The following is a 20,798-nucleotide window of genomic DNA, read 5'->3' on the forward strand; positions in this document are numbered from 1 at the left end:
GGCTGCATGAAAGCGCTAAAGCTGCCCATCATGAAGCTCGAGCACTCGCTAGCAAATACAGCCGGCCTTTCGAACAGCTTAGATGTCTGGCTCCCGCCGCGCCTGTATCAACGTGGTACGGGAGTAGCTCCTCTTATACCGGGAGCAGTGGTGGGGGCGCATAAGTCAAAATGGAACAAGGTAGCATTTGAGACACGTTAAGCGTCAGGCTTTCGCACCGGGTAAAAGTAGTCCTATGTCCGAGGTGAATGAACGTCTGAAGTTGGTAAGTGAAGAAGGGGTTGTGAATGTATGAATGTGGGGCGTTTGGGCCGGGAAAATGTGTTCGTGACATATTCCCGCAAAAGTCATGAGTTGGCCTGCTCGCATTAGCCTTTTAACGGAGCGGTTGCGAGCGTCCCGGGCCGTTGGGGCGCCTGAATTTTGCGCTACCTTGCGACGCACCTTTGGTATGAATCGGAAGGACCGCGTCGCTAGGCTTTGTCGCCCAGGGAGCGGCGGCATGACCGCGCGCTCGCTACACGAGATCCTCGGCGGCAAGACCAGCAAGTACGGCATCTGGCGAAACCGTGTTCGCCGCGACAGCTTTCCCAAGGGCTCGTGCGAGGCCCGGTTCGGGCACTCTGTCAGCAGCCGACACAAGGATCCGTCAGATCGGCAACGCGTATCGACTCTGCATCCCGGCATTTGCCCGCGTGATCGTGGAACGGATCGTTGGCCCTGCGCCGGTACCCGCCGACGTGATCCAACATCTTGAGCAACGCCGCACCGAGCAAGCGGAGATGGTGGCTCCGCTACCGTTTGGCGGTCCCTATGGGAACGGCATTCATAGCATCGCGCACGCGCGGTCTTTAATGAGGGCGTCGACCTAGGCGGCACAGCGTGTAATGGCTGTGCCTCTAGGTCTCCGGAGATTCTACTATGGTCCTGGCGGCCCTGCTGTTTTTGCCGTTCGCTGCAGCCATCGCATTGGCACTGTGTGCTCGCGCGTCGCGTGGCGTCCATGTGGCGATCGCAGCGGGTGGCAGTGCGGCCGGGCTGGCGCTGGTGTTCGGCGCTGCACGCGGCGTGATCGCGGGTACGCCGATCGAGACGCGTATCGGCTGGATTCCTGCGCTCGACCTCGATTTGAGCTTGCGGCTCGATCCGCTGGCGTTGCTGTTCGCGGGGTTGATCCTCGCCATCGGCCTGCTCGTCGTGATCTATGCGCAGGGGTATCTTGCCAAAAGCGAGCCCACGGGGCGGTTTCTGTCGTTCCTGATGCTGTTCCAGGGGGCGATGGTCGGGATCGCGCTGTCGAGCAACATCCTGCTGATGCTGGTCTTCTGGGAGCTGACGAGTCTGTCGTCCTTCCTGCTGATCGGGTTCTGGCGCGACCGCGCCGATGCGCGTCAGGGCGCGCGGATGGCATTGGCCGTAACCGGAGGCGGTGGGCTCGCGCTGATCGCCGGGATGCTGTTGCTCGGCCAGGCGGCGGGATCCTACGAGCTGGTGACGATCCTCGATCGCGCTGATCTGGTCCAGGCGTCGCCGCTCTATCCCGCGATCCTCGTCCTGGTCCTGCTCGGCGCGTTCACCAAGTCGGCGCAGTTCCCGTTTCACTTCTGGCTGCCGCACGCGATGGCGGCGCCGACCCCGGTCAGCGCCTATCTCCATTCGGCGACGATGGTGAAGGCCGGCGTCTTCCTGCTCGCGCGGCTCTGGCCGGTTCTCGCCGGGACCGATATGTGGTTCTACCTCGTGGCCTCTACCGGCCTCGTCACGATGATCTTCGGTGCGGGCGTCGCGCTGTTCCGCGACGATCTGAAGGCGATCCTGGCCTATTCCACGATCAGCCAGCTCGGACTGATGGTGATGCTGCTCGGCTTCGGGACGCCCGCCGCCGCGACCGCCGCGGTCTTCCACATCCTCAACCATGCCGCGTTCAAGGCGGCGCTGTTCATGACCGCGGGCATCGTCGATCACGAGACCGGCACGCGCGACATCCGCAGGCTCGGGGGGCTGGTCGCGCTGATGCCGATCACCGCGACCCTGGGAACGCTGGCGGTCGTGGCGATGGCGGGGCTGCCGCCGCTCGGCGGGTTCATTTCGAAGGAGATGATGCTCGAGCAAAGCGCGCATACCGTCTTTGCGGGGCAGGACTTGCTGGTGCCGCTGCTCGCGACGATCGCGGCGATCCTGTCGGTCGCCTATTCTCTGCGCTTTGCGACCGGGCTGTTCTTCGGCGCGCGGCGTACGGGCGACGTCGCGGCACCGCACGACCCGGGCACGGCGATGCTCGTCCCGCCTGCCATATTGGTGGTGTTGGCGCTGGCGTTTGGTCTGTTGCCGATGACGGTCGCGGGGCCGCTCGTGGCCACCGCGACGGGCGCGGTGATCGGCGGCTCGCCGCCCGAATTGCACCTTGCGCTGTGGCACGGGCTCAATCCTGCTCTCGCAATGAGCCTGGCCGCGATGGCGATCGGCGCGGTGCTGCTCTGGCGGCGCGCACCGGTCGCGGCGTGGTTGGCCGGGCGTCGCGGACTCGACGCAAAGCACGTCTTCGACACCGCGATGGGCGCAGTCGTCGACGGCACGCGCCGCGTGTCGCTCGCGGTTCATGCCGGATCGCTCCAACGCTATCTGTTCGCGCTGTTCGCGGTGGCGATCCTGCTCGGGATCGACGCGGCATCGACGCCGGGGGGGCTTGCCGCCGGGGCACGGGCGACGCTGCCCGCATCGCCGGTTGCGATCACCGCCTGGTTTGCGCTGGTCGTCGCCACGCTCGTCGTGGTCGCCCGGCAACGCCAGCGGTTCCTGGCGCTGGTGTTCATCAGCGTTATCGGCCTCGTCATCGCGCTCGCCTTCGTCCATTTGTCCGCGCCCGACCTCGCGCTGACCCAGGTCGCGGTCGAGGTCGTCACGATCCTGCTCCTGCTGCTGGCGCTCCATCTCCTGCCGAAGACGCCGCCGAGCCTGTCGAGCACGCCCCGCAGGCTCCGCGACGCCGCGCTTGGGGTCGTCGCGGGGGTCGGAACCGGCTGGGCGGCCTGGGCGGTGATGACACGCGAGACGCGCGACACGGTGTCGTCCTATCACTGGGCCAACAGCTATTCGGGCGGTGGCGGCACCAACGTCGTCAACGTGACGCTGGTCGACTTCCGCGCCTTCGACACGCTGGGCGAGATCATCGTGCTGGGCATTGCGGGGCTCGCAATCTACGCGTTGCTCGAGCCTGCCGCGCGCGGCGTGGCAGGGCGGCGATTGCGCGAATGGCGTGAGGACATGCCGCACTCGCCCGAGCGTCACCCGATGATGTTCGTGATGGCGGCGCGGCTGCTCATGCCGCTCGCGCTGCTGGTGGGCATCTACATCTTCCTGCGCGGGCACAACCAGCCGGGCGGCGGTTTCATCGCCGCGCTGGTCTTCGCGATCGCGATCCTGCTCCAGTATCTCGCCTCGGGCTTCGACTGGACCGACGATCGTCGTCGGATTGGCGAGCATCCGCTGATCGCGTTCGGCGTCCTGATCGCCGCTGCCACCGGGCTCGGGTCGCTGGTCTTCGGCGCGCCGTTCCTGTCGAGCAGCTTCGGATATTTCCACGTGCCCCTGATCGGCGAAGTCGAACTGGCGACGGCCACATTGTTCGACACCGGCGTGGCCTGCGTCGTGGTGGGGGCGGTGATGATGGCGCTGGCGCAACTCAGCCATGTCGCGCAGCGGGCCACCCGGCATGCTGAGGCCAATGACGGGCCGGACGCGACCGATGGGGAGGCTGTACGATGAGCCTGGAATTTCTCGTCGCCAGCGCGATCGCCGTGCTGACCGCGGGCGGCGTCTACCTCTCGCTTCGCGGCCGCACCTTCCAGGTCGTGCTCGGGATGACGATGCTGTCCTATGCGGTGAACCTGTTCCTGTTCGCGATCGGCCGGCTGGTGGTCGATCGTCCCCCGCTGTTCGCCAAGGGCGTGACCGACCACGCCGATCCTCTCCCACAGGCGCTGGTGCTGACCGCGATCGTCATCACCTTCGGCATGACCGCGCTCGTCGTCATTCTTTCGCTGCGCAGCTTCCTGGAAAGTGGATCGGACCAGGTGGACGGCATCGCCGACCCGTCCGATGACACGCCTGACGCCACGGCCGACGAAACGGGCGCACCCCCATCCGGCGCCGTTCCTTCCGGGCCCACCGCGGAGAGGGAGGCCCGCCAGTGACCGCGCTCGATCATCTGGTCATCGCGCCGGTCGTGATCCCCGCCATCGTCGCGCCGCTCGCGCTGCTGGCGATGCGCCGGCGTCGGCGCGTCGGCGTGGCGATCTCGATGGCGGGATGCGTCGCGATGCTCGTCGCCGCGCTTTGGCTGTTCGGGATCGCGCAGGACGATGCGATCCGCGCCTATCCGCTCGGCAATTGGCCGGCGCCGTTCGGCATCGTGCTGGTGCTCGACCGGCTGTCGGCGATGATGCTGGTCCTGGCGGCGGTCCTCGCACTGGTCGTGATGATCCATGCGATCGTGACTGCGGTCGACCGCAAGGGCTGGCATTTCCACCCGATGTTCCATTTCCAGCTGCTCGGTCTGAACGGTGCGTTCCTGACGGGCGACCTGTTCAACCTGTTCGTCTTCTTTGAGGTGTTGCTGATCGCCTCCTACGGGCTGATGCTCCACGGCCAGGGCTCCGCGCGTCTGAAGGCCGGGGTCGCCTATGTCATCGTCAACATCGTCGGGTCGGCGCTGTTCCTGATCGCACTGGGGCTGCTCTACGGGCTGACGGGGACGCTCAACATGGCCGATCTGGCGCGCCGGGTCGCCGCGCTCGGATCGCAGGACCAGGGCCTCGTCCGGCTTGCGGGCCTGTTGCTGCTCACCGTCTTCGCGCTCAAGGCCGCGGTGGTGCCGCTCCATCTGTGGTTGCCGCGCACCTATGCGGCGACCGCGCCGGTCGTCGCGGCGCTGTTCGCGATCATGACGAAGGTCGGCGTCTATGCGATGATCCGCACCGTGCCGCTGATCTTCGGCGATGCCGCCGGCGCCGCGGCATGGGTGCCGGCACCCTGGTTGCTACCGGCTGCGGTGCTGACGGCGATCGTCGGCTTTGCCGGCGTGCTCGCGGCCCGCGCGATGCGCGAGCAGGCGGCGTTCGCCATTCTAGGATCGACCGGCACGCTGTTGCTGGCGGTATCGTGCTGGACGCAGGCGACGACCGCGGCATCGCTTTTCTATCTGGCCCATGCCACGCTCGCGGGGGCGGCACTCTTCCTCGTCGCCGACGCAACGCTGCGCCGGCGCGGCCAATACGGCGACGCGACCGTGCCGAGCCCGCGCTTTGCCGGGCAAGACGCGCTGGGGCTGTTGTTCATGGGTGCGACGATCGCTGCCGTCGGACTGCCGCCATTGTCGGGCTTTGTCGGGAAGCTCTTCATCCTGCAGACGACGTTTGCTACCCCTGCGTGGGTGGTGGTCTGGGCGACGATCCTCGGTACCACGTTGGTCGGCGTCATCGGCTTCGCACGCAGCGGCAGCACGCTGTTCTGGAAGACCGCGGCAGCCGACGCCGATGCGATCGCCTGTACGGAACGGTCGCGCGCGGAACTCGCCATGCCCGCAGCGCTGATCGCGTTGCTTGGCCTGCTCACCCTCGGCGGAGGCTGGGCCACGGCGCAGGCGCAGGCGACCGCGGCGCAGATCTTCGCGCCCCAGCACTACATCGAAGCCGTATTGGGGGAGGGGGCCCGATGATGAAGCGCATCCTGCCGCATCCCGCGCTGTCGATCATGCTGTTGGTCGTCTGGCTGTTGATGGCGAACGACATCACCGTTGGTGGCGTCCTGCTGGGCGCGCTCCTGGGGCTGGTCCTCCCCAAGTTCACCGAGCCGTTCTGGCCGGATCGCCCGCGCGTCCGCTTCGGTCGCGCGCTGCTTGGCTATTGCCTCGTTGTCCTGGCCGATATCGTCGTCGCCAACTTTCAGGTCGCGTGGCTGATCCTGTTCCGGCGCAACCGCGATCTGCGGTCGCGCTGGCTGGTCGTCCCTGTCGCGCTGAAGACGCCCGAGGCGATCACGGTCCTGGCGGCGACCATCAGCCTGACGCCGGGTACGGTGTCGTCCGACGTCTCCGCCGATGGTCGATCGCTGCTCGTCCATGCGCTCGACGTTGGCGACGAAACCGCCGAAATCGCGCGGATCAAGAGCCGCTACGAGGCGCGTCTGCAGAGGATTTTCGCATGATCGGCATCGCCCTTCGGATCGCCTTCGGCTGCGTAGCCCTCGCGCTGCTGTTCAATGGCTGGCGCCTGCTCAAGGGGCCCGCGCTCGGCGACCGGATCGTCGCGCTCGACACCATGGTCATCAACGCGATCGCGCTCATCGTCCTGATCGGCATGATCGGCGGCACCGCGACCTATTTCGAGGTGGCGTTGCTGCTGGCGATGGTCGGATTTGTCAGCACGATCGCCTACTGCAAATTCATTCTTCGCGGGGATATCGTCGAATGACCGTGTTCGTCGATATCGTCGTCTCCGCGCTGGTCCTTCTCGGTGCCGCATTCGTCCTGATCGGAAGCTGGGGGCTGGTGCGCCTGCCGTCGACGATGGAGCGGCTGCACGGTCCGACCAAGGCGACCACGCTCGGCCTCGGCTCGCTCCTTGTCGCCTCGGTCGTCTATTTCCACGCGCGGTTGGGGATCTGGACCGCACACGAACTGCTGATCTCGCTGTTCCTCTTCATCACCGCGCCGATCTCGGCGAACATGATCGCCAAGGTCCACCTCCACCGCGTGCGGATCGGCGCGATCGAGGAACCCGACAGCATCGCAGGCCCCCCACCGCGTCCAGCGGGCGATGGCGACTGGGCAACGTTCGAAGCACCGGAGCAGGATACGCCGGCCTCGACCGCCAACACCTGATCATTCGCAGCCGCTGTTAGCCCGATGACAGTTTGCAGGCAGTCAGCATAAGCTGTGGCGCCTACAGCCGCTCGGTGTCTCAAAGGCCATCCGCTTTCGCTGGCCCGATGGGTTTGGATTTGACGAGTTCACAGTCGTCTACCCCGATCACGCCTTGCTCGTCGCGATCGGGCTCGACCCGGCCGGCAAGTTTGTTGACCTCATCGGTCCTGACCCCAATAAGGTTCACGCTGAGCATTCATCGAAACTGGATCGTTGATCTGGAATTAGAAGGTGTCGATTGCGAACGACATGGACCACTGCTTTCTCGAATCAGGCCATGTTGTCGCCCCAAATAATGCGGAAATGGATGCGACGCGATCGCCATCGGAAAACCCGATAATTGCGGTCTTGGCAGGAGATCGAGCCGTGCTTGTACGGAATGCTCATGGTCATTGACGTGATCGCCGCGACCATCGCTGTCTTTTTTTCAGCATCGGATGGTCAGACTACCGTCACACCGCGGATGGCTGAATTCGATCTTGAAAAGGTTCACCACAAAGAAGCAACGTGTGCAGACCGCAGCCCATCAGATGACATAATCGTGTGTGCTCCGAAGAACATGAATATCTGGATCTCTGACGCGGATAAGGCAAAATTTGTGACGAAGCCACTTCGCGGAGAGTTTACCGGGCCGCTCAATGCGGAAACAAAGCTCCATGTCATTCAAAGCAAAAATCCTGCGGTTGTATCACCGGCGGCGGCGGTATCGCTCAAGTGGCGCTTCTAGCGGTTTGCTCTCCCCCTAATTTACGTGAACGAAAGGCCGGTTTGAGTGTGCTGTGAAGAGGCCGTAAGTGCCCGCTTCTAGGTCGACGCAGGTGTGCAATGGGGAGAGTACGCAAAGAATGCGAGAACCTTGAGCGACCTGAGCAGACCTTCAAAGGTCGGCTTATCAAGGCTGGCGGCTGAAACCTCAAGTGATCGCAAGAGGGCTGCGCCATCGGTTCTATGACCGTCGATCGGCGGACTGAAACGCACAAGGTCAAGGAGGTAAAACTTGTTCTCGTCAATTCCACGTCGCGCTAACGCGCCGAACGCTTCATTTTGTTAATCGGGTCTCGAACACCGAGTTACCCAGCAATCGGGTCAGCGTCCTACGTAGAAGAATGCGATCGCGTCGGTGTGCATGAGGCAGGGAGGAGACGAAGCGCGCCAAGGTGACGCTGATGAACGGGTAGACCGGCCAAAGCCCGAAGCGAAGCAGCCGCTGCGACCGTGCTGCCGCGCTTTGCCAGCAGGACGGCTGCAGCCATGAGTCTGGATAGTCGCTTTGCACGGCCTGCGCGCCGCCAACCACCGCGACCCGAGCCGCGGGCAGCCGCAATAAGTCCGCCGATGGTATCGATAAGCACGCTCTCCAGATCGATGTTGGGGGCGACTAATCGAGGCACCTCGTGCTGGATGGGCGGGGGATGGCAAACGGTCACACCCGTTAACCTCACGGTCGTCACGGAATCGGCAACCATTCGATGTAGGTTCTCCACTATCGTGCGACTGCCATAGGGTGAACGTCCCCCGGTCCGGGCGACACGCAACGTCAGTCTCACGGTATTCCGCTGCTTCTGGCCCATATCATGGCAGCATCGACGGTGCGTTCTGGTGCACCACCGGTCGCTTGGGCGAAACCGCATACGCCAAGTCCATGCTGGATGTTCAAACACGCCAGACTGCTCGATCCCTGTCGCCACAGGCGTATTGCCACAGAGCAGGTCTGATCAGCGCCTCGTTCCTATCGCCAAAGCCCATTGCTTCGCGCTGCGGTAGCAAAGCCACCATCTCCGCCTGCTCGGTCCGGCGTTGCTCGATAGGCTGGATCACGTCGGCGGGTACCGGCGCAGGGCCAACGATCCGTTCCACGATCACGCGGGCAGATGCCGGGATGCAGAGTCGGTACGCGTTGCCGATCTGACGGGTCCTTGTGCCGGCTGCTGACAGGGTGCCAGAACCGGGCCTCGCACGAGCCCTTGGGAAAGCTGTCGCGGCGAACACAGTTACCCGAGATGCCGTACCGGCTGGTCTTGCCGCCGAGTATCTCCTGGAGCGAGCGCGCGGTCATGCCGCCGCTCGCTGGGCGACCAAGCCTAGCGGCGCGGTCCTTCGAGCAGTTCGACTGCTGGCGCACCCCATCAAGCAGCAGGTCCGCCGACTCCTGCGCACTCTCGGTGCGGCGCGATAGGTACGCGGCGCGGTTGTAGGTCGCCACGATGGGACGGCGCAAGACGACTGCCCGAGGAAAAGCGAGGCAAATCTGCCCCTTGCGAGACAGTATGGGACGGGTTGATATCGGAAAAAATGGCGGAGCGGGTGGGATTCGAACCCACGATACGCTTTTGACGTATACTCACTTTCCAGGCGAGCGCCTTCGACCACTCGGCCACCGCTCCGCATTGCTCTGGAAGGGGGTCTGCTAGTGCGGGTTTCGTGCGCGCGCAAGCGATTGCGTGTGGGGACGGGGTCGGGCAGTCTGGGGCCATGATGAATTTGCTGATCGCCGCCGCGTTTGCGCAGGCCGTTCCCGCCGCCGTGACGCTGCCGTCCGATCCAGTGCCGGCCGACTGGATGGCGGTGCCGGATGACGAAATCCTCGTGTTCACGCTCGCCAATGGGCACCGCGTCACGGTCCGGCTCGCGCCGCGCTATGCGCCGGTGCATGTCGCCAACATCCGGAAGCTGGCGGCGGCGCAGTGGTGGGATCAGGGGACCAGCGTGTACCGCTTGCAGGACAATTATGTCGCGCAGTGGGGCGATGCGACCGAGAAGAAGCCGCTCGCGGCGGGTGTCGTCGCCAACCCTCCGGCGGAGTATTCGCATGCCGGGCCGACCACCGTCGCACGGCTGTCGCGGCGCGATCCCTATGCCGAATGGGCAGGATATAGTCGCGACGGGTGGCCTCTCGCAGGCAATGGCGCGACCGAGTGGCTGCCGCATTGCTATGGCATGGTCGGCGTTGCGCGCGACCTGGCACCGAGTACCGGGAGCGGGGCCGAACTCTACACCGTGATCGGCCACTCGCCGCGTGCGCTCGATCGCAACATCGCGGTGGTCGGGCGCGTGATCGACGGGATCGAGTGGTTGTCGTCGTTGCCGCGCGGGACCGGTGATCTCGGCTTTTACACAACCGAGGGCGAGCGAAGCCCAATCGTGTCGGCGCGCTTGGCCAGCGCGCTACCGGCGGCCGAGCGACCGCATTTCCAGTATCGCGCGACCGACAATCCGCGGTTCGTCGCGTGGATCGCGTCGCGCGAGAACCGGTCGGGGCCGTTCTTCACGGTGCCGGCGGGCGGCGCGGACATCTGTGCCGCGCTGCCGCCGGTCCGCCAGACGCCCTAGCTTACGACCGGCGGTTTGCCGAAGAGGCCCGCATTATAGTCGTCGATGGCGCGCACGATCTCCTCGCGGGTGTTCATGACGAAGGGTCCGTGCGAGACGACGGGTTCGCCGATCGGGTCGGCGTGGCCGTATAGGATCGTCGCGGGCGCCGTGGTGGTGACGGCAATCGTATCACCGGCGGTGTCGAACGTCGCGAGGTGGTGCGGTTTGATCGCGGTCGCGCCGACCGATGGGGTGCCGGCGACGACGTAGAAGAAGACCGCGCGATTGCTTGGCGCCGGCAGCTCGACCTGAGCGCTGGCCTCGAGTTCGACGGTCATCATCGACACGCCGGTCAGCGAGGCGATCGGACCGTGCTGACCCGCGAACGCGCCGGAGATCAGGTTGACGGCGCCGCCCTCGATTGGGATCGCCGGAATGTCTTCGCGCTGGAGGCCGGTATAGGCAGGCTTGGTCATCTTCAAGCGACCGGGCAGGTTGACCCAGAGTTGCAGGATCTCGAGCGGGCCGCCGTCGCGCTTGAACGACGCGGGCGAGATTTCGGCGTGGATCAGGCCCGAGCCCGCGGTCATCCACTGGATGCCGCCCGCGCGGATGACGCTTTCGTGGCCGCCGCTGTCGAGATGCGCCATTTCGCCCTTCAGGATGAAGCTGACCGTCTCGAAGCCGCGATGCGGATGCGGGCCGAACGGGAGGCCGCTGTTGCCAGGGCGATAGGTCTGCGGGCCGTGATGGTTGAGGAACAGGAACGGGTCGACCTGCGGCAGGCTCGGCCCCGGCAGGGGACGGCGGGTGACGAGATCGGCGATGTCGTCGCGCTGGGCGGGATATTGGTGGAGGACCTGCCGCATCTTACGACGCCTCGCGGTCGGCGGTAGTGGGCCGGGCGATGTCGGCAAGCAGATCGTCGACGCCGGCTTGCAGGAAATCGAGCGTGCGCTGGTCGATCAGGCGGCCGTCGGCAATCTTTTCGTGAACCGCACCGACGACGGCCTGGGGGCGCAGGACGACGCGGGCGCCGATCGAGGCGAGCGTCTCGTTCAGTTGGGCGTGCGCGCGAGCACCGCCGACTGCGCCGGGTGAGGAGGTGAGCGTGAAGACCGGCTTGCCCGTCAGCGTCGCCTTGCCGTGCGGACGCGAGGCCCAGTCGAGCGCGTTCTTCAGGACGCCGGACGTGCCGTGGTTATATTCGGGGGAGGCGATGACGATGCCGTCGGCGGCGCCGATCGCCGCGCGCAGGTCTGCGACTGCGGCGGGGGGCGTGTCGGTGTCCGCATCCTGATCGTAGAGCGGGATTTCGTTCAGCGGGAAGATCTCGAGCGTGACCTTGTCGGCTACCGCTTCGGCCAACGTGGCGAGGATCGCGGTGTTGTAGGAGCCGCGGCGCAGGCTGCCGGAGATGGCGAGGAGGACGGGAGAGGACATCGGTTTTCCTTAGGTGAAGCGGTAGCCGGAGATCGCGGTTTGCAGGACGCGCTCGCTATAGATTTGCGTGCCGGGTTGGTCGGACGCGCCGGCCGCGACCATCAGCGGGAGGAGGTGTTCCTCGCGCGGGTGCGACAGGCGACCGGCGGGGGCGTCAGCCCAGTTGGCGAGCGCCGTCTCGCGCGCTTCCGGCTTGGCTTCGACGGCGGTGGTGAGCCACTGGTCGAACGCTTCCGAGGGCGTGGTGAAGCGCGGGTCGCCGTAGCCGCGCATGTTGTGGAAGCTCATGCCCGAGCCGAGGATCAACACGCCTTTGTCGCGCAACGGCGCGAGGGCGTGGCCGGCGGCGGCGTGGAGCGCGGGGTCGAGATCGCGGTCGACCGACATTTCGACGACCGGGATATCGGCGTCGGGGAAGGCGACCTTCATCGGGATGAAGACGCCGTGGTCGAGGCCGCGTGCCGGGTTGACGGTGGCGGTCATGCCGGCGGCGCGGATCAGGTTGGCGGCGCGAGCGGCCAGCGCCGGGTCGCCGGGGGCGTCGTAGCGCAGGTCGTAGGTATGCTGCGGGAACCCGCCATAGTCGTACATCAGCGGCGGGGTGGCGGCGCCGGTGAACGCGAAGCCGCGCGTCTCCCAGTGGCCGGAGACGACCAGAATCGCTTTTGGTTTGGCGGGGAGCGAGGCGGGGATGGCGCGGAGGAAGGCCGCCATGCCGGTCCAGGTACCGGCAGGGTCGTCCATGAAGAAACAGGGGCCGCCACCGTGCGGGATGAAGAGCGTTGGCTGGCGGGGGTTGGTCATGGATTGAACCTAGGCAGCAGGGGCGGCGTTCGGAAGGGCGGGAATGGCAACGCTGCGTTGCGAGGCGGGACGCGATGGGGGGGGCAGTGTCTCCACCGAGGTTGGGGGCGTTTGGGCAAGCATCGCCACTGGGGATCGAGGGCGATCGTTACCGTTCCCCAATTGGGCCCGGGCCTTCGCCGGGGTGGTGGGTAGCTGGTTCCCCGGTAGTGGAATTGTATGCGTAGCGCCTCCGGTCTCACGTCCAGTAGAGGATCCGGGATTGAGGAAGGTGGGCGGCGATCTCGGTTTGGAAGAAAGCACGGAGGTCGCGCATCGTGTCGGCGTCGTAGACGTATTTGACCGACCCGAACTTGGTGCGCTTTTCGGTGCGGTTGGCCATGCTGAGGTCGAGCGACGAGCCAGGGTACCAGGTTTCGAGCACCGCCTTCGACCCCGGCGTATAGCGGTGGGTGATCAACTCGATCGTAACGTCGGCGACGTCGGCGAGCACCCGGCCCGCCTCCGCCAGCAATTCGCCATACGCCTCGCGCCAGCCTTCGGCCGCGATGATCGGGGCGATCGTCAGGCCGATCTTGTAGCCAGCGTCCGCCATCCTGCGCAGCGCCAGCAGGCGGGCGGCGACGGGACTCGTGCCGCCCTCGAAGCGCGCATAGGCGGCGGGGTTGATCGAGGCGCGCATGCGCGTGCGGCCGCGGTGGTCGAGCGCCAGCAGCGGTTCCACGGCGTCGAACTTGGTGGTGAAGCGCAGTTGCACGTCCGCCTCCCACGCGCCGAAATGCGCGATCAGCGCGGAGAGCGATTCGGTGACGTGCTCGATGCCGAGCGGATCGGTGTAGCAGGACGCTTCGAACGTGGTGCCTTCGTGCGCGCGGGCGGTCGAGCGCGAGGTGACGGCGCCCTGCCCGAGATGCGCGGGGAGTTCGGCGAGGATCTCGGGCAGGTTCGCATAGACGCGCGTGATCGGCGGGCCCTTCAACGAGCCGGCAAGGTAACAATAGCCGCAATGCGCGGGGCAACCTTCGGCGAGGTCGATTCGCCAGTCGGCGCTGGGGGCGATCGGCTGGAGCTTTCGTTTGGACGGTGGCGCGACGACCAGCGCGAGCGTGGCCTTGGCCTCGGCATAGGCGCGCCGGGAATCGTCGGGGAGGTCGAGCTTGAGGCGGTCGCCCGGGAGCGTCGTGACGGGGACGCCTAGCGCGGCGGCCCGCGCTGCGATCGATGTGCCGTGATCCCACGTCAGCGCGGATGGGGTCGCGAGCAGGCGGCGGGGCTGCCAGAAGGGTTTGGGCGCTGGCATCGGAGGGACAACGCAGGCCCTGCGCGATGCGTTGCGATTATTTTACCGGGCGTTTCTCGAGTTTTCGCGCGAGCGTGCGGCGGTGCATGCCGAGGCGGCGCGCGGTCTCGGAGATGTTGAAGTCGGTTTCCGCCAACGTCGTGTGGATCCGCTCCCATTCGAGCGTCTTGATCGAGGTCGGGCGTTCCGACAATTCGGTGTCGACCACGCCTTCGGTGCGGTCGAAGGCGGCTTCGATGTCGTCGGTGTTCGAGGGTTTGACGAGGTAGTGCGAGGCGCCGAGCTTGATCGCCTCGACCGCGGTGGCGATGCTGGCGAAGCCCGTGAGGACGACGACGATGATGTCGGGATCGTGCGCGTGGAGCGTCTGGACGCAGACGAGGCCCGACGCGCCGCCGAGCTTGAGGTCGACGACCGCATAGCGCGGCGTGCGCTCCGCCAGTTGCGCGACGAGTTCCTCATGGCTGGCGGCCTGCATCACCTCGTAGCCGCGGCGTTCGAACGAACGGCGGAGCGTTCGGGCGAAGGTTTCGTCGTCCTCGATGATGGCGAGTAGTTTGGCGTCCGTCATGACAGGGCGATCGCCGAGAGGGGCATGCTGATCGTGACCTCCGCGCCGCCGTCGTCGCAGTTCACGACGGACACGCCGCCACCGAGCTTGCGCATGACGTTGACCGCGAGAAACAGGCCGAGGCCGTGCCCGGGTTCGCGCTTGCTCGACTGATAGGGTTTGCCGAAGCTGGCGAGACGCTCCTCGCTGAACCCCGGCCCCCGATCGCGGACGATCAGCGCGAGATCGCCGCCATTGCGTTCGCCACGGAACGCGACCCAGTGCGGCGAGGCTTCGGCGGCGTTGTCGAGCACGTTGGCGATCACCTGTTTGAGCGCGGGATCGGAGACGACTTGCGGGTCATCGCCGACTCGGGTGGTGTAGTCGAACTCGACGCCCGCGTGCACCGCGCGCCATTCGTCGACGATCGCGTCGAGGAACTGGTGGAGCGGCATGATCTCGGGCGCCTCGCCGCGCGCTTCGCCCGCGGACAGGAGGATGCCGGTGACGATCGCCTTGCAGCGCTGCACCTCGGACTGCATCTCGACGATCTCGGCCTGGAGATCGGCGTCCTGCGCGAGCGTCGGCATGCGACGCCAGTCGGCTAGGATGACCGCGATCGAGGCGAGCGGCGTGCCGAGTTCGTGCGCGGCGCCGGACGCGAGCAGGCCCATGCGGACGATATGATCCTCCTCGGCGGCTTGCTGGCGCAGATCGGCGAGCCGCGTGTCGCGCGCGCGCAGATTGCCGGTGATTCGGGTCATGAAGAGCATCAGCAGAGTTGCGATAAGCATGAAGCAGAGCAGCGAGCCGATCGTGTAGAGAACGAAATACTCGCCGCTATAATCGGCGGGCAGGATCAACGGTCGGTAGTAGAGCGTCAGCAGCCCGAAACAGACCGCAGTGACGCCGACGATCGCCCAGCTCGACCAGCGATCGAGGAGCACGGCGCCGAGCACGACGTGGAGCAGGTACAGCGAGATGAAGGGGTTGGTCGCGCCGCCCGCGAGATAGAGCTGCGTGGTGAGCAGTCCGACGTCGAACAGGAGCGCCAGCAGGAGCTGGATATTGGCCCCCTTGCGCCACCCGTATAGCGGCATGCTGACCAGATTGAGCCCGACCCCCGCCGCCAGCGCCGCGAGCATCGGGATCATCGGCAGATCGAAGCCGAGCGCGAAGCGGGCGAACAATATGGTGACGAACTGGCCAGCAACGGCGATCCAGCGCAGCGTGACGAGCTGACGCATGTTGGCGTTGCCGGTCGCATCGGTGCGCGCGGTGGCGAGCGCGAGCCAGCGCTGCCAGCTTTGGCGTGCAACGCTTGGGCCCATGCCTGCCGATGTCACGTGTCGAGCGCCCCTTGCCGCTTGCGGGCATCCTGCCGCACGAACACGATGAAAGCGACGATCGTCATCGCGGCGAGCGCGAACCAGGTTAGCATGTAGACGAGGTGGTTGTTCGGGAAGGCGATGATCGTCAGTCCGCCGACCGGCGCGGCGGTCCCGGACTTGTCGGCGTCGACGAAATACGGCGCGACGTTCGACAGGCCGCGGGCCGTGGCGATCGCGGCGACATCGCGCGAATACCATTTGCCCGCGGCCGGATCGTTGCTGCGCAGGAAGCCGCCCTTGGGTTCGGTGATGCGGAGATAGCCGGTGATCGTCACTGGGCCGGTGGGCTTGGCGTAGTTGGTGCGCTGTTCGGGCGAGACGTAGCCGCGGTTGACGAGGACGGTGAAGCCTTGGTGAGTCCGAAACGGAGTGACGACCCAGTATCCGCTGCCGAGCGCAGTCGCCGCGCGGACCAGCGTTTCACGGCTATTATCGAGAACGCCGTCGAGCCGGATGCGGCGATAGGCATCGGTCGTGGCGGAGATAGCGCCCCAGCCTGTGGGTCCGGGTGGTGCAACCGGTGCGGCATGGGCCCGAGCCGCCACCTGATCGATCAGGTTCAACTTCCAGGCACGGCGCTCGATCTGCCAGATGCCGAGCGCCATGAACCCGGCGAACAGCAACAGCGCGACCAGGCCTGCAACATAGACGGCAGGGCCCGGTCGCGTGCTCATCACATGTCTGCCGCGGCCTGCATCGGCATCATGTTCGTGTTCATGTGATACATCACCCAGATCGATCCACTGAGCGTGATGACGACGAGGATGATCGTGAAGATCAGCGCCATCATCGTCCAGCCGCCCTCCGACTTGCCGCTCATGTGCAGGAAGTAGATCATGTGGACGACGATCTGCGCGACCGCGAACACCATCACGACGAGCGCGGCGGTCGACGGATCCTTGAACGCGCCGGTCATCACGGCCCAGAACGGGATCGCGGTCAGGATGACCGAGAGGAAGAACCCCTTGAGGTAGCTGCCACGGGTGCCGTGCGAGGCATGATCGCCGTGATCGCCATGGCCGTGATCCGCATGCGCATCATGCGGGGTTGCGTGCGTGTCGCTCATCGTAGGGTGCCCATCAGATAGACGAAGGTGAAGACGCCGATCCAGATGACGTCGAGGAAATGCCAGAACATGCTGAGGCACATCAGGCGGCGCTTGTTCGCGGCGATCAGACCGTGCTTCTGCACCTGCACCATCAGCGTGACGAGCCAGATCAGGCCCATCGTGACGTGCAGCCCGTGCGTGCCGACGAGCGTGAAGAACGACGACAGGAACGCACTGCGCGTCGGCCCTGCACCCTCATGGATAAGAGTGGCGAACTCGTACATTTCGATCGACAGGAATGCCAAGCCGAACAGGCCGGTGCAGACCAGCCACATCTGCATGATGCGCTGGCGACCTTCCTCCATCGACAGCATCGCGAAGCCGTAGGTGATCGACGAGAACAGCAGCATCGCGGTGTTCACCGCCACCAGCGGCAGCTCGAAGATCTCCTTCGGGCTGGGGCCGCCGGCATAGCTGTTGCCGAGCACGGCGTACGCCGCGAACAGCACCGCGAAGATGAGGCAATCGCTCATCAGGTACATCCAGAAGCCCAGCATCGTGCTGCCGCCATCGGGATGCTCATGCTCGTCCAGGTCGTAGAACGAGACGGGTTTGGTCTCGTTCAGGCCGTCCTTCATGGGTATTGCGGACATCGCGTCAGGCTCCCTGGGTCGCGAGCTGGCGGGTGCGCGCGTCCTCGCTGGCGATCACATCCTCGACCGGGATGTGGAAGTCGCGCTTGTAGTTGAAGGTGTGGAAGATCGTCGTCGCAAAGATGCCGACCAGCGTCAGTCCTGCAAGCCACCAGATGTACCAGATCATCGCGAAGCCGAACGCCACGCTCAGTCCGGCGAGCACGACGCCCGTTCCCGTACCGCTCGGCATGTGGATCGACTTGAAGCCACTGACCGGACGGACCGCCTTGCGCTCCTTCATGTCGTACCAGGCATCCAGGTCGTGGACGATCGGCGTGAACGCGAAGTTGTACTCCGGCGGCGGCGACGAGGTCGCCCACTCCAGCGTGCGGCCGTTCCACGGATCGCCGGTAAGGTCGGCGAGCTTCTCGCGGTTCCGGATGCTGACGAAGATCTGCATCAGGAAGGCACCGATACCGGCGGCGATCAGGGCTGCACCAAAGGCGGCGATGACGAACCAGATCTGCAGGTTCGGATCGTCGAAATAGCGCATCCGGCGGGTCACGCCCATCAGGCCGAGCACGTAGAGCGGCATGAAGGCGAAGTAGAAGCCCACGACCCAGCACCAGAACGAGATCTTGCCCCAGGTCTGGTCAAGCTTGAAGCCGAACGCCTTGGGGAACCAGTAGTTGATCCCCGCGAACATGCCGAACAGCGTGCCGCCGATGATCACGTTATGGAAATGCGCGACCAGGAACAGCGAGTTGTGCAGCACGAAGTCGGCAGGCGGCACCGCGAGCAGGACGCCGGTCATGCCGCCGATCGTGAAGGTCACCATGAAGGCGATCGTCCACATCATCGGCAGTTCGAACCGGATCCGGCCCTTGTACATCGTGAACAGCCAGTTGAAGATCTTGGCCCCGGTCGGGATCGAGATGATCATCGTGGTGATCCCGAAGAACGAGTTCACGCTCGCGCCCGACCCCATCGTGAAGAAGTGGTGCAGCCAGACCAGGTAGGCGAGGATCGTGATGACGAGCGTCGCATAGACCATCGAGCTGTAGCCGAAGAGGCGCTTGCCCGAGAAGGTCGAGGTGACTTCCGAGAAGATGCCGAACGCCGGCAGGACGAGGATGTAGACCTCCGGGTGACCCCAGATCCAGATCAGGTTGACGTACATCATCGGGTTGCCGCCCGAGTCGTTCGTGAAGAACGCGGTGCCGATGTAACGGTCGAGCGACAGCATCGCGAGAACCGCGGTCAGCACCGGGAAGGCGGCGACGATCAGGATGTTGGTGCACAGCGACGTCCAGGTGAAGATCGGCATCTTCATCATGGTCATGCCAGGCGCGCGCATCTTGACGATGGTCGCGACCAGATTGACGCCGGACAACAGCGTCCCGATGCCCGCGATCTGCAAGGCCCAGATATAATAGTCGACACCGACGTCTGGCGAATAGGCCAGTCCCGAGAGGGGGGGCATCGCCAGCCAGCCGGTCCGCGCGAACTCGCCGATGAACAGCGACATCATGACGATCACGGCACCGGCCGTGGTCATCCAGAAGCTGAAATTGTTGAGGAACGGGAACGACACGTCGCGCGCGCCGATCTGGAGCGGGACGACATAGTTCATCAGGCCCGTGACCATCGGCATCGCCACGAAGAAGATCATGATCACGCCGTGCGCGGTGAAGACCTGGTCATAGTGATGCGCGGTCAGGTACCCTTCGGACCCGTTGAACGCCATCGCTTGCTGCGCGCGCATCATGATCGCGTCGGAGAATCCGCGCAACAGCATGACGATCGCGAGGATCATGTACATGATCCCGATCTTCTTGTGATCCACGCTGGTGAACCACTCGTTCCACAGATAGCCCCAGACCTTGAAATAGGTCAGCGCGGCGACGAGCCCTAGCCCGCCGATCGCCACCATCGCGAAGGTGGCGACGACGATCGGTTCGTGCAGCGGCAGCGACTCCAGGGTCAGGCGGCCGAAGATTGTCTTCAACAATGTGTCGTTCATGATGTGTCTCTAGCCGTTGGCGACGGGGCGCGTGCCCGGCATGATGGAGGGGGTCAGCATCGTATGGTTGCGGTTGGCGTCCGAGCCGGGCGCGCTGTTGGCGCCGTCCCGTTTTATGTCGGCCGGCGCGGTCCAGTGTTTACCGCTGCCCTTTTCGTCGGCCTCCTTCATGAGCGCGCCTTCGACGCGCTCCGACCCCCCTTGTGGACCCTTGCCGCCATTGACTCCGGGCATGGCCATGTCTGCATGCGAGTCGCCGCCGGTTTTGCCGCCGTGCATCATCTGCGACATGCAGACCTTGCCAGGCTGGACGCACTGCTCGACGACCAGCTTGAACATGCCCTGCTCGACCGCGTTGTAATAGCGGACCGGGACCTTCTCGCTTGGCTTTTCCAGCTGGAGATAGCTGGCGCGGTTCAGACCACCGCCACGCTGCTTGACCTGGTTGATCCAGGCGTCGAAGCCCGCGTCGCTGACGCCGTGGAAGCGGAAGCGCATCCCCGAGAATCCAGCGCCGCTATAGTTGGACGAGAAGCCCTCGTAATTGCCGGGCTTGTTGATGACCGCGTTCAGCGTCGTCTGCATGCCCGGCATGGTGTAGATCATGCCGGCGAGCGCAGGGATGTAGAACGCGTTCATCACCGACGACGAGGTCATCTGGAAGCGAATCGGCCGATCGACCGGCGCGGCGAGTTCATTGACCGTGGCGATGCCGTATTCCGGGTAGATGAACAGCCACTTCCAATCGAGCGCGACGACCTGCACCTCGAGCGGCTTGCCCGCGCCATTGGGCCCGTTGCCCGCCTGCTGCTTGTCGACGAGGTTGCCGACCGGCACGTTGTTCGCCAGCGTCGGGGTGTCGGGCTTGATGCGGCCAAGCGGACGATACGGATCGAGCAGATGCGTGCTGGTCCAGGTCAGCGCGCCGAGCGCGATGATGATCAGCAGCGGCACGCCCCAGATCAGCAGTTCGAGGCCGACCGAGTGATCCCAGTTGGGCTCGTACTTGGCGGTCGTGTTCGACTGGCGATAGCGGAACGCGAACACGAGCGTCAGGATGATCACCGGAACGATGATCAGCAGCATCAAGCCGGTCGCGATCAGGACGAGGTCGCGCTGCTGCACTGCGATATCGCCCGACGGCGACATCACCACCCAGTTGCAGCCGCTGGTCAGCAGCGCAAGCGGCAGAGCGACAAGCCATTTTTTCGCGCGGGAAACGGTTTTCTCAACGATCATGCGGATCCCCTACGCCTAGCGCGTGCCGCACTACAGTGGACAATTTGTCCAATGGGCGCTGCACTGCAACATCGGCATGGCTTTATCATGACCAAGGGTAGCATAGATTGCCCCTGCCCGCATCCGCCGGA

Annotated in this window: 20 protein-coding genes and 1 tRNA gene; 8 read left to right on the forward strand and 13 right to left on the reverse strand. The window is 65.1% G+C overall.

Features of this window, described 5'->3' with window-relative positions; all coding sequences use genetic code 11:
- Positions 1-921: 921 nt before the first annotated feature.
- The 6 genes from EQZ23_RS07460 to EQZ23_RS07485 are packed head-to-tail and all read left to right on the forward strand — an operon-like array spanning position 922 to position 6,880.
- Positions 922-3,765 carry a monovalent cation/H+ antiporter subunit A gene (locus EQZ23_RS07460; protein ID WP_128453843.1) on the forward strand — a complete coding sequence of 948 codons (2,844 nt, stop codon included), beginning with the start codon at positions 922-924 and terminating at the stop codon, positions 3,763-3,765.
- Positions 3,762-4,193, forward strand: coding sequence for a Na+/H+ antiporter subunit C (locus EQZ23_RS07465; protein WP_276318460.1), 432 nt, complete (start codon positions 3,762-3,764; stop codon positions 4,191-4,193). The genes EQZ23_RS07460 and EQZ23_RS07465 overlap by 4 nt, the downstream gene beginning before the upstream one ends.
- Positions 4,190-5,716 (forward strand): monovalent cation/H+ antiporter subunit D, encoded by a 1,527-nt coding sequence (locus EQZ23_RS07470; RefSeq protein WP_128453844.1) that lies wholly within the window; start codon positions 4,190-4,192, stop codon positions 5,714-5,716. The genes EQZ23_RS07465 and EQZ23_RS07470 overlap by 4 nt, the downstream gene beginning before the upstream one ends.
- The gene (locus tag EQZ23_RS07475) at positions 5,713-6,204 is read left to right on the forward strand and encodes a Na+/H+ antiporter subunit E (protein ID WP_128453845.1); all 492 of its coding nucleotides are present in this window, start codon (positions 5,713-5,715) and stop codon (positions 6,202-6,204) included. Before EQZ23_RS07470 ends, EQZ23_RS07475 begins: the two co-directional genes overlap by 4 nt.
- Positions 6,201-6,470: a K+/H+ antiporter subunit F gene (locus tag EQZ23_RS07480; RefSeq protein WP_128453846.1), complete on the forward strand. Its 270-nt coding sequence runs from the start codon at positions 6,201-6,203 to the stop codon at positions 6,468-6,470. Before EQZ23_RS07475 ends, EQZ23_RS07480 begins: the two co-directional genes overlap by 4 nt.
- A complete protein-coding gene (locus EQZ23_RS07485) occupies positions 6,467-6,880 on the forward strand; it encodes a Na+/H+ antiporter subunit G (protein ID WP_128453847.1) in 414 nt (137 codons plus the stop codon). The genes EQZ23_RS07480 and EQZ23_RS07485 overlap by 4 nt, the downstream gene beginning before the upstream one ends.
- 79 nt (positions 6,881-6,959) lie before the next feature.
- Here EQZ23_RS07485 and EQZ23_RS19775 read toward each other — a convergent pair whose 3' ends face one another.
- The gene (locus EQZ23_RS19775) at positions 6,960-7,118 is read right to left on the reverse strand and encodes a hypothetical protein (protein ID WP_164913408.1); all 159 of its coding nucleotides are present in this window, start codon (positions 7,116-7,118) and stop codon (positions 6,960-6,962) included.
- Positions 7,119-7,307: 189 nt separating this feature from the next.
- Between EQZ23_RS19775 and EQZ23_RS07490 the strand changes: the two genes are divergently transcribed.
- Positions 7,308-7,649, forward strand: coding sequence for a hypothetical protein (locus EQZ23_RS07490; protein WP_164913409.1), 342 nt, complete (start codon positions 7,308-7,310; stop codon positions 7,647-7,649).
- Positions 7,650-9,215: 1,566 nt separating this feature from the next.
- Here the strand turns inward: EQZ23_RS07490 and EQZ23_RS07495 are convergent.
- A tRNA-Ser gene (locus EQZ23_RS07495) sits at positions 9,216-9,306 on the reverse strand.
- An 88-nt stretch (positions 9,307-9,394) separates the two neighbouring features.
- Here EQZ23_RS07495 and EQZ23_RS07500 point away from each other — a divergent pair.
- Positions 9,395-10,252, forward strand: a complete 858-nt coding sequence (locus EQZ23_RS07500) for a peptidylprolyl isomerase (RefSeq protein ID WP_128453849.1) — start codon at positions 9,395-9,397, stop codon at positions 10,250-10,252.
- Here EQZ23_RS07500 and EQZ23_RS07505 read toward each other — a convergent pair.
- From EQZ23_RS07505 to EQZ23_RS07555, 11 genes are all read right to left on the reverse strand, one after another.
- Complete coding sequence (locus EQZ23_RS07505; RefSeq protein WP_128453850.1) at positions 10,249-11,103, reverse strand: pirin family protein; 855 nt, start codon at positions 11,101-11,103, stop codon at positions 10,249-10,251. The two genes, EQZ23_RS07500 and EQZ23_RS07505, sit on opposite strands and share 4 nt — an antisense overlap.
- A 1-nt stretch (position 11,104) precedes the next feature.
- Positions 11,105-11,677 carry an NAD(P)H-dependent oxidoreductase gene (locus EQZ23_RS07510; protein ID WP_128453851.1) on the reverse strand — a complete coding sequence of 191 codons (573 nt, stop codon included), beginning with the start codon at positions 11,675-11,677 and terminating at the stop codon, positions 11,105-11,107.
- A gap of 9 nt (positions 11,678-11,686) precedes the next feature.
- Positions 11,687-12,481 (reverse strand): class III extradiol ring-cleavage dioxygenase, encoded by a 795-nt coding sequence (locus EQZ23_RS07515; RefSeq protein ID WP_128453852.1) that lies wholly within the window; start codon positions 12,479-12,481, stop codon positions 11,687-11,689.
- A 238-nt stretch (positions 12,482-12,719) separates the two neighbouring features.
- On the reverse strand, positions 12,720-13,781 hold the full coding sequence (locus EQZ23_RS07520; RefSeq protein ID WP_128453853.1) for a spore photoproduct lyase family protein: 1,062 nt from the start codon (positions 13,779-13,781) through the stop codon (positions 12,720-12,722).
- A 37-nt stretch (positions 13,782-13,818) separates the two neighbouring features.
- A complete protein-coding gene (locus EQZ23_RS07525) occupies positions 13,819-14,352 on the reverse strand; it encodes a response regulator transcription factor (protein WP_128453854.1) in 534 nt (177 codons plus the stop codon).
- A complete protein-coding gene (locus EQZ23_RS07530) occupies positions 14,349-15,578 on the reverse strand; it encodes an ATP-binding protein (RefSeq protein ID WP_206364235.1) in 1,230 nt (409 codons plus the stop codon). Before EQZ23_RS07530 ends, EQZ23_RS07525 begins: the two co-directional genes overlap by 4 nt.
- A gap of 95 nt (positions 15,579-15,673) precedes the next feature.
- The gene (locus tag EQZ23_RS07535) at positions 15,674-16,396 is read right to left on the reverse strand and encodes an SURF1 family protein (protein ID WP_128453856.1); all 723 of its coding nucleotides are present in this window, start codon (positions 16,394-16,396) and stop codon (positions 15,674-15,676) included.
- Entirely contained in the window at positions 16,396-16,788 is a 393-nt protein-coding gene (gene cyoD, locus EQZ23_RS07540; protein WP_128453857.1) for a cytochrome o ubiquinol oxidase subunit IV, read from the reverse strand. The genes EQZ23_RS07535 and cyoD overlap by 1 nt, the downstream gene beginning before the upstream one ends.
- Positions 16,785-17,423, reverse strand: a complete 639-nt coding sequence (gene cyoC / locus EQZ23_RS07545) for a cytochrome o ubiquinol oxidase subunit III (RefSeq protein ID WP_240663406.1) — start codon at positions 17,421-17,423, stop codon at positions 16,785-16,787. The genes cyoD and cyoC overlap by 4 nt, the downstream gene beginning before the upstream one ends.
- A 4-nt stretch (positions 17,424-17,427) precedes the next feature.
- Positions 17,428-19,428 (reverse strand): cytochrome o ubiquinol oxidase subunit I, encoded by a 2,001-nt coding sequence (cyoB, locus tag EQZ23_RS07550; protein ID WP_128453858.1) that lies wholly within the window; start codon positions 19,426-19,428, stop codon positions 17,428-17,430.
- Positions 19,429-19,437: 9 nt separating this feature from the next.
- Complete coding sequence (locus EQZ23_RS07555) at positions 19,438-20,577, reverse strand: ubiquinol oxidase subunit II (protein ID WP_206364236.1); 1,140 nt, start codon at positions 20,575-20,577, stop codon at positions 19,438-19,440.
- Positions 20,578-20,798: the final 221 nt, after the last annotated feature.

It is taken from the genome of Sphingomonas sp. UV9 (assembly GCF_004101245.1).
In the GTDB taxonomy this organism is placed as follows: domain Bacteria; phylum Pseudomonadota; class Alphaproteobacteria; order Sphingomonadales; family Sphingomonadaceae; genus Sphingomonas.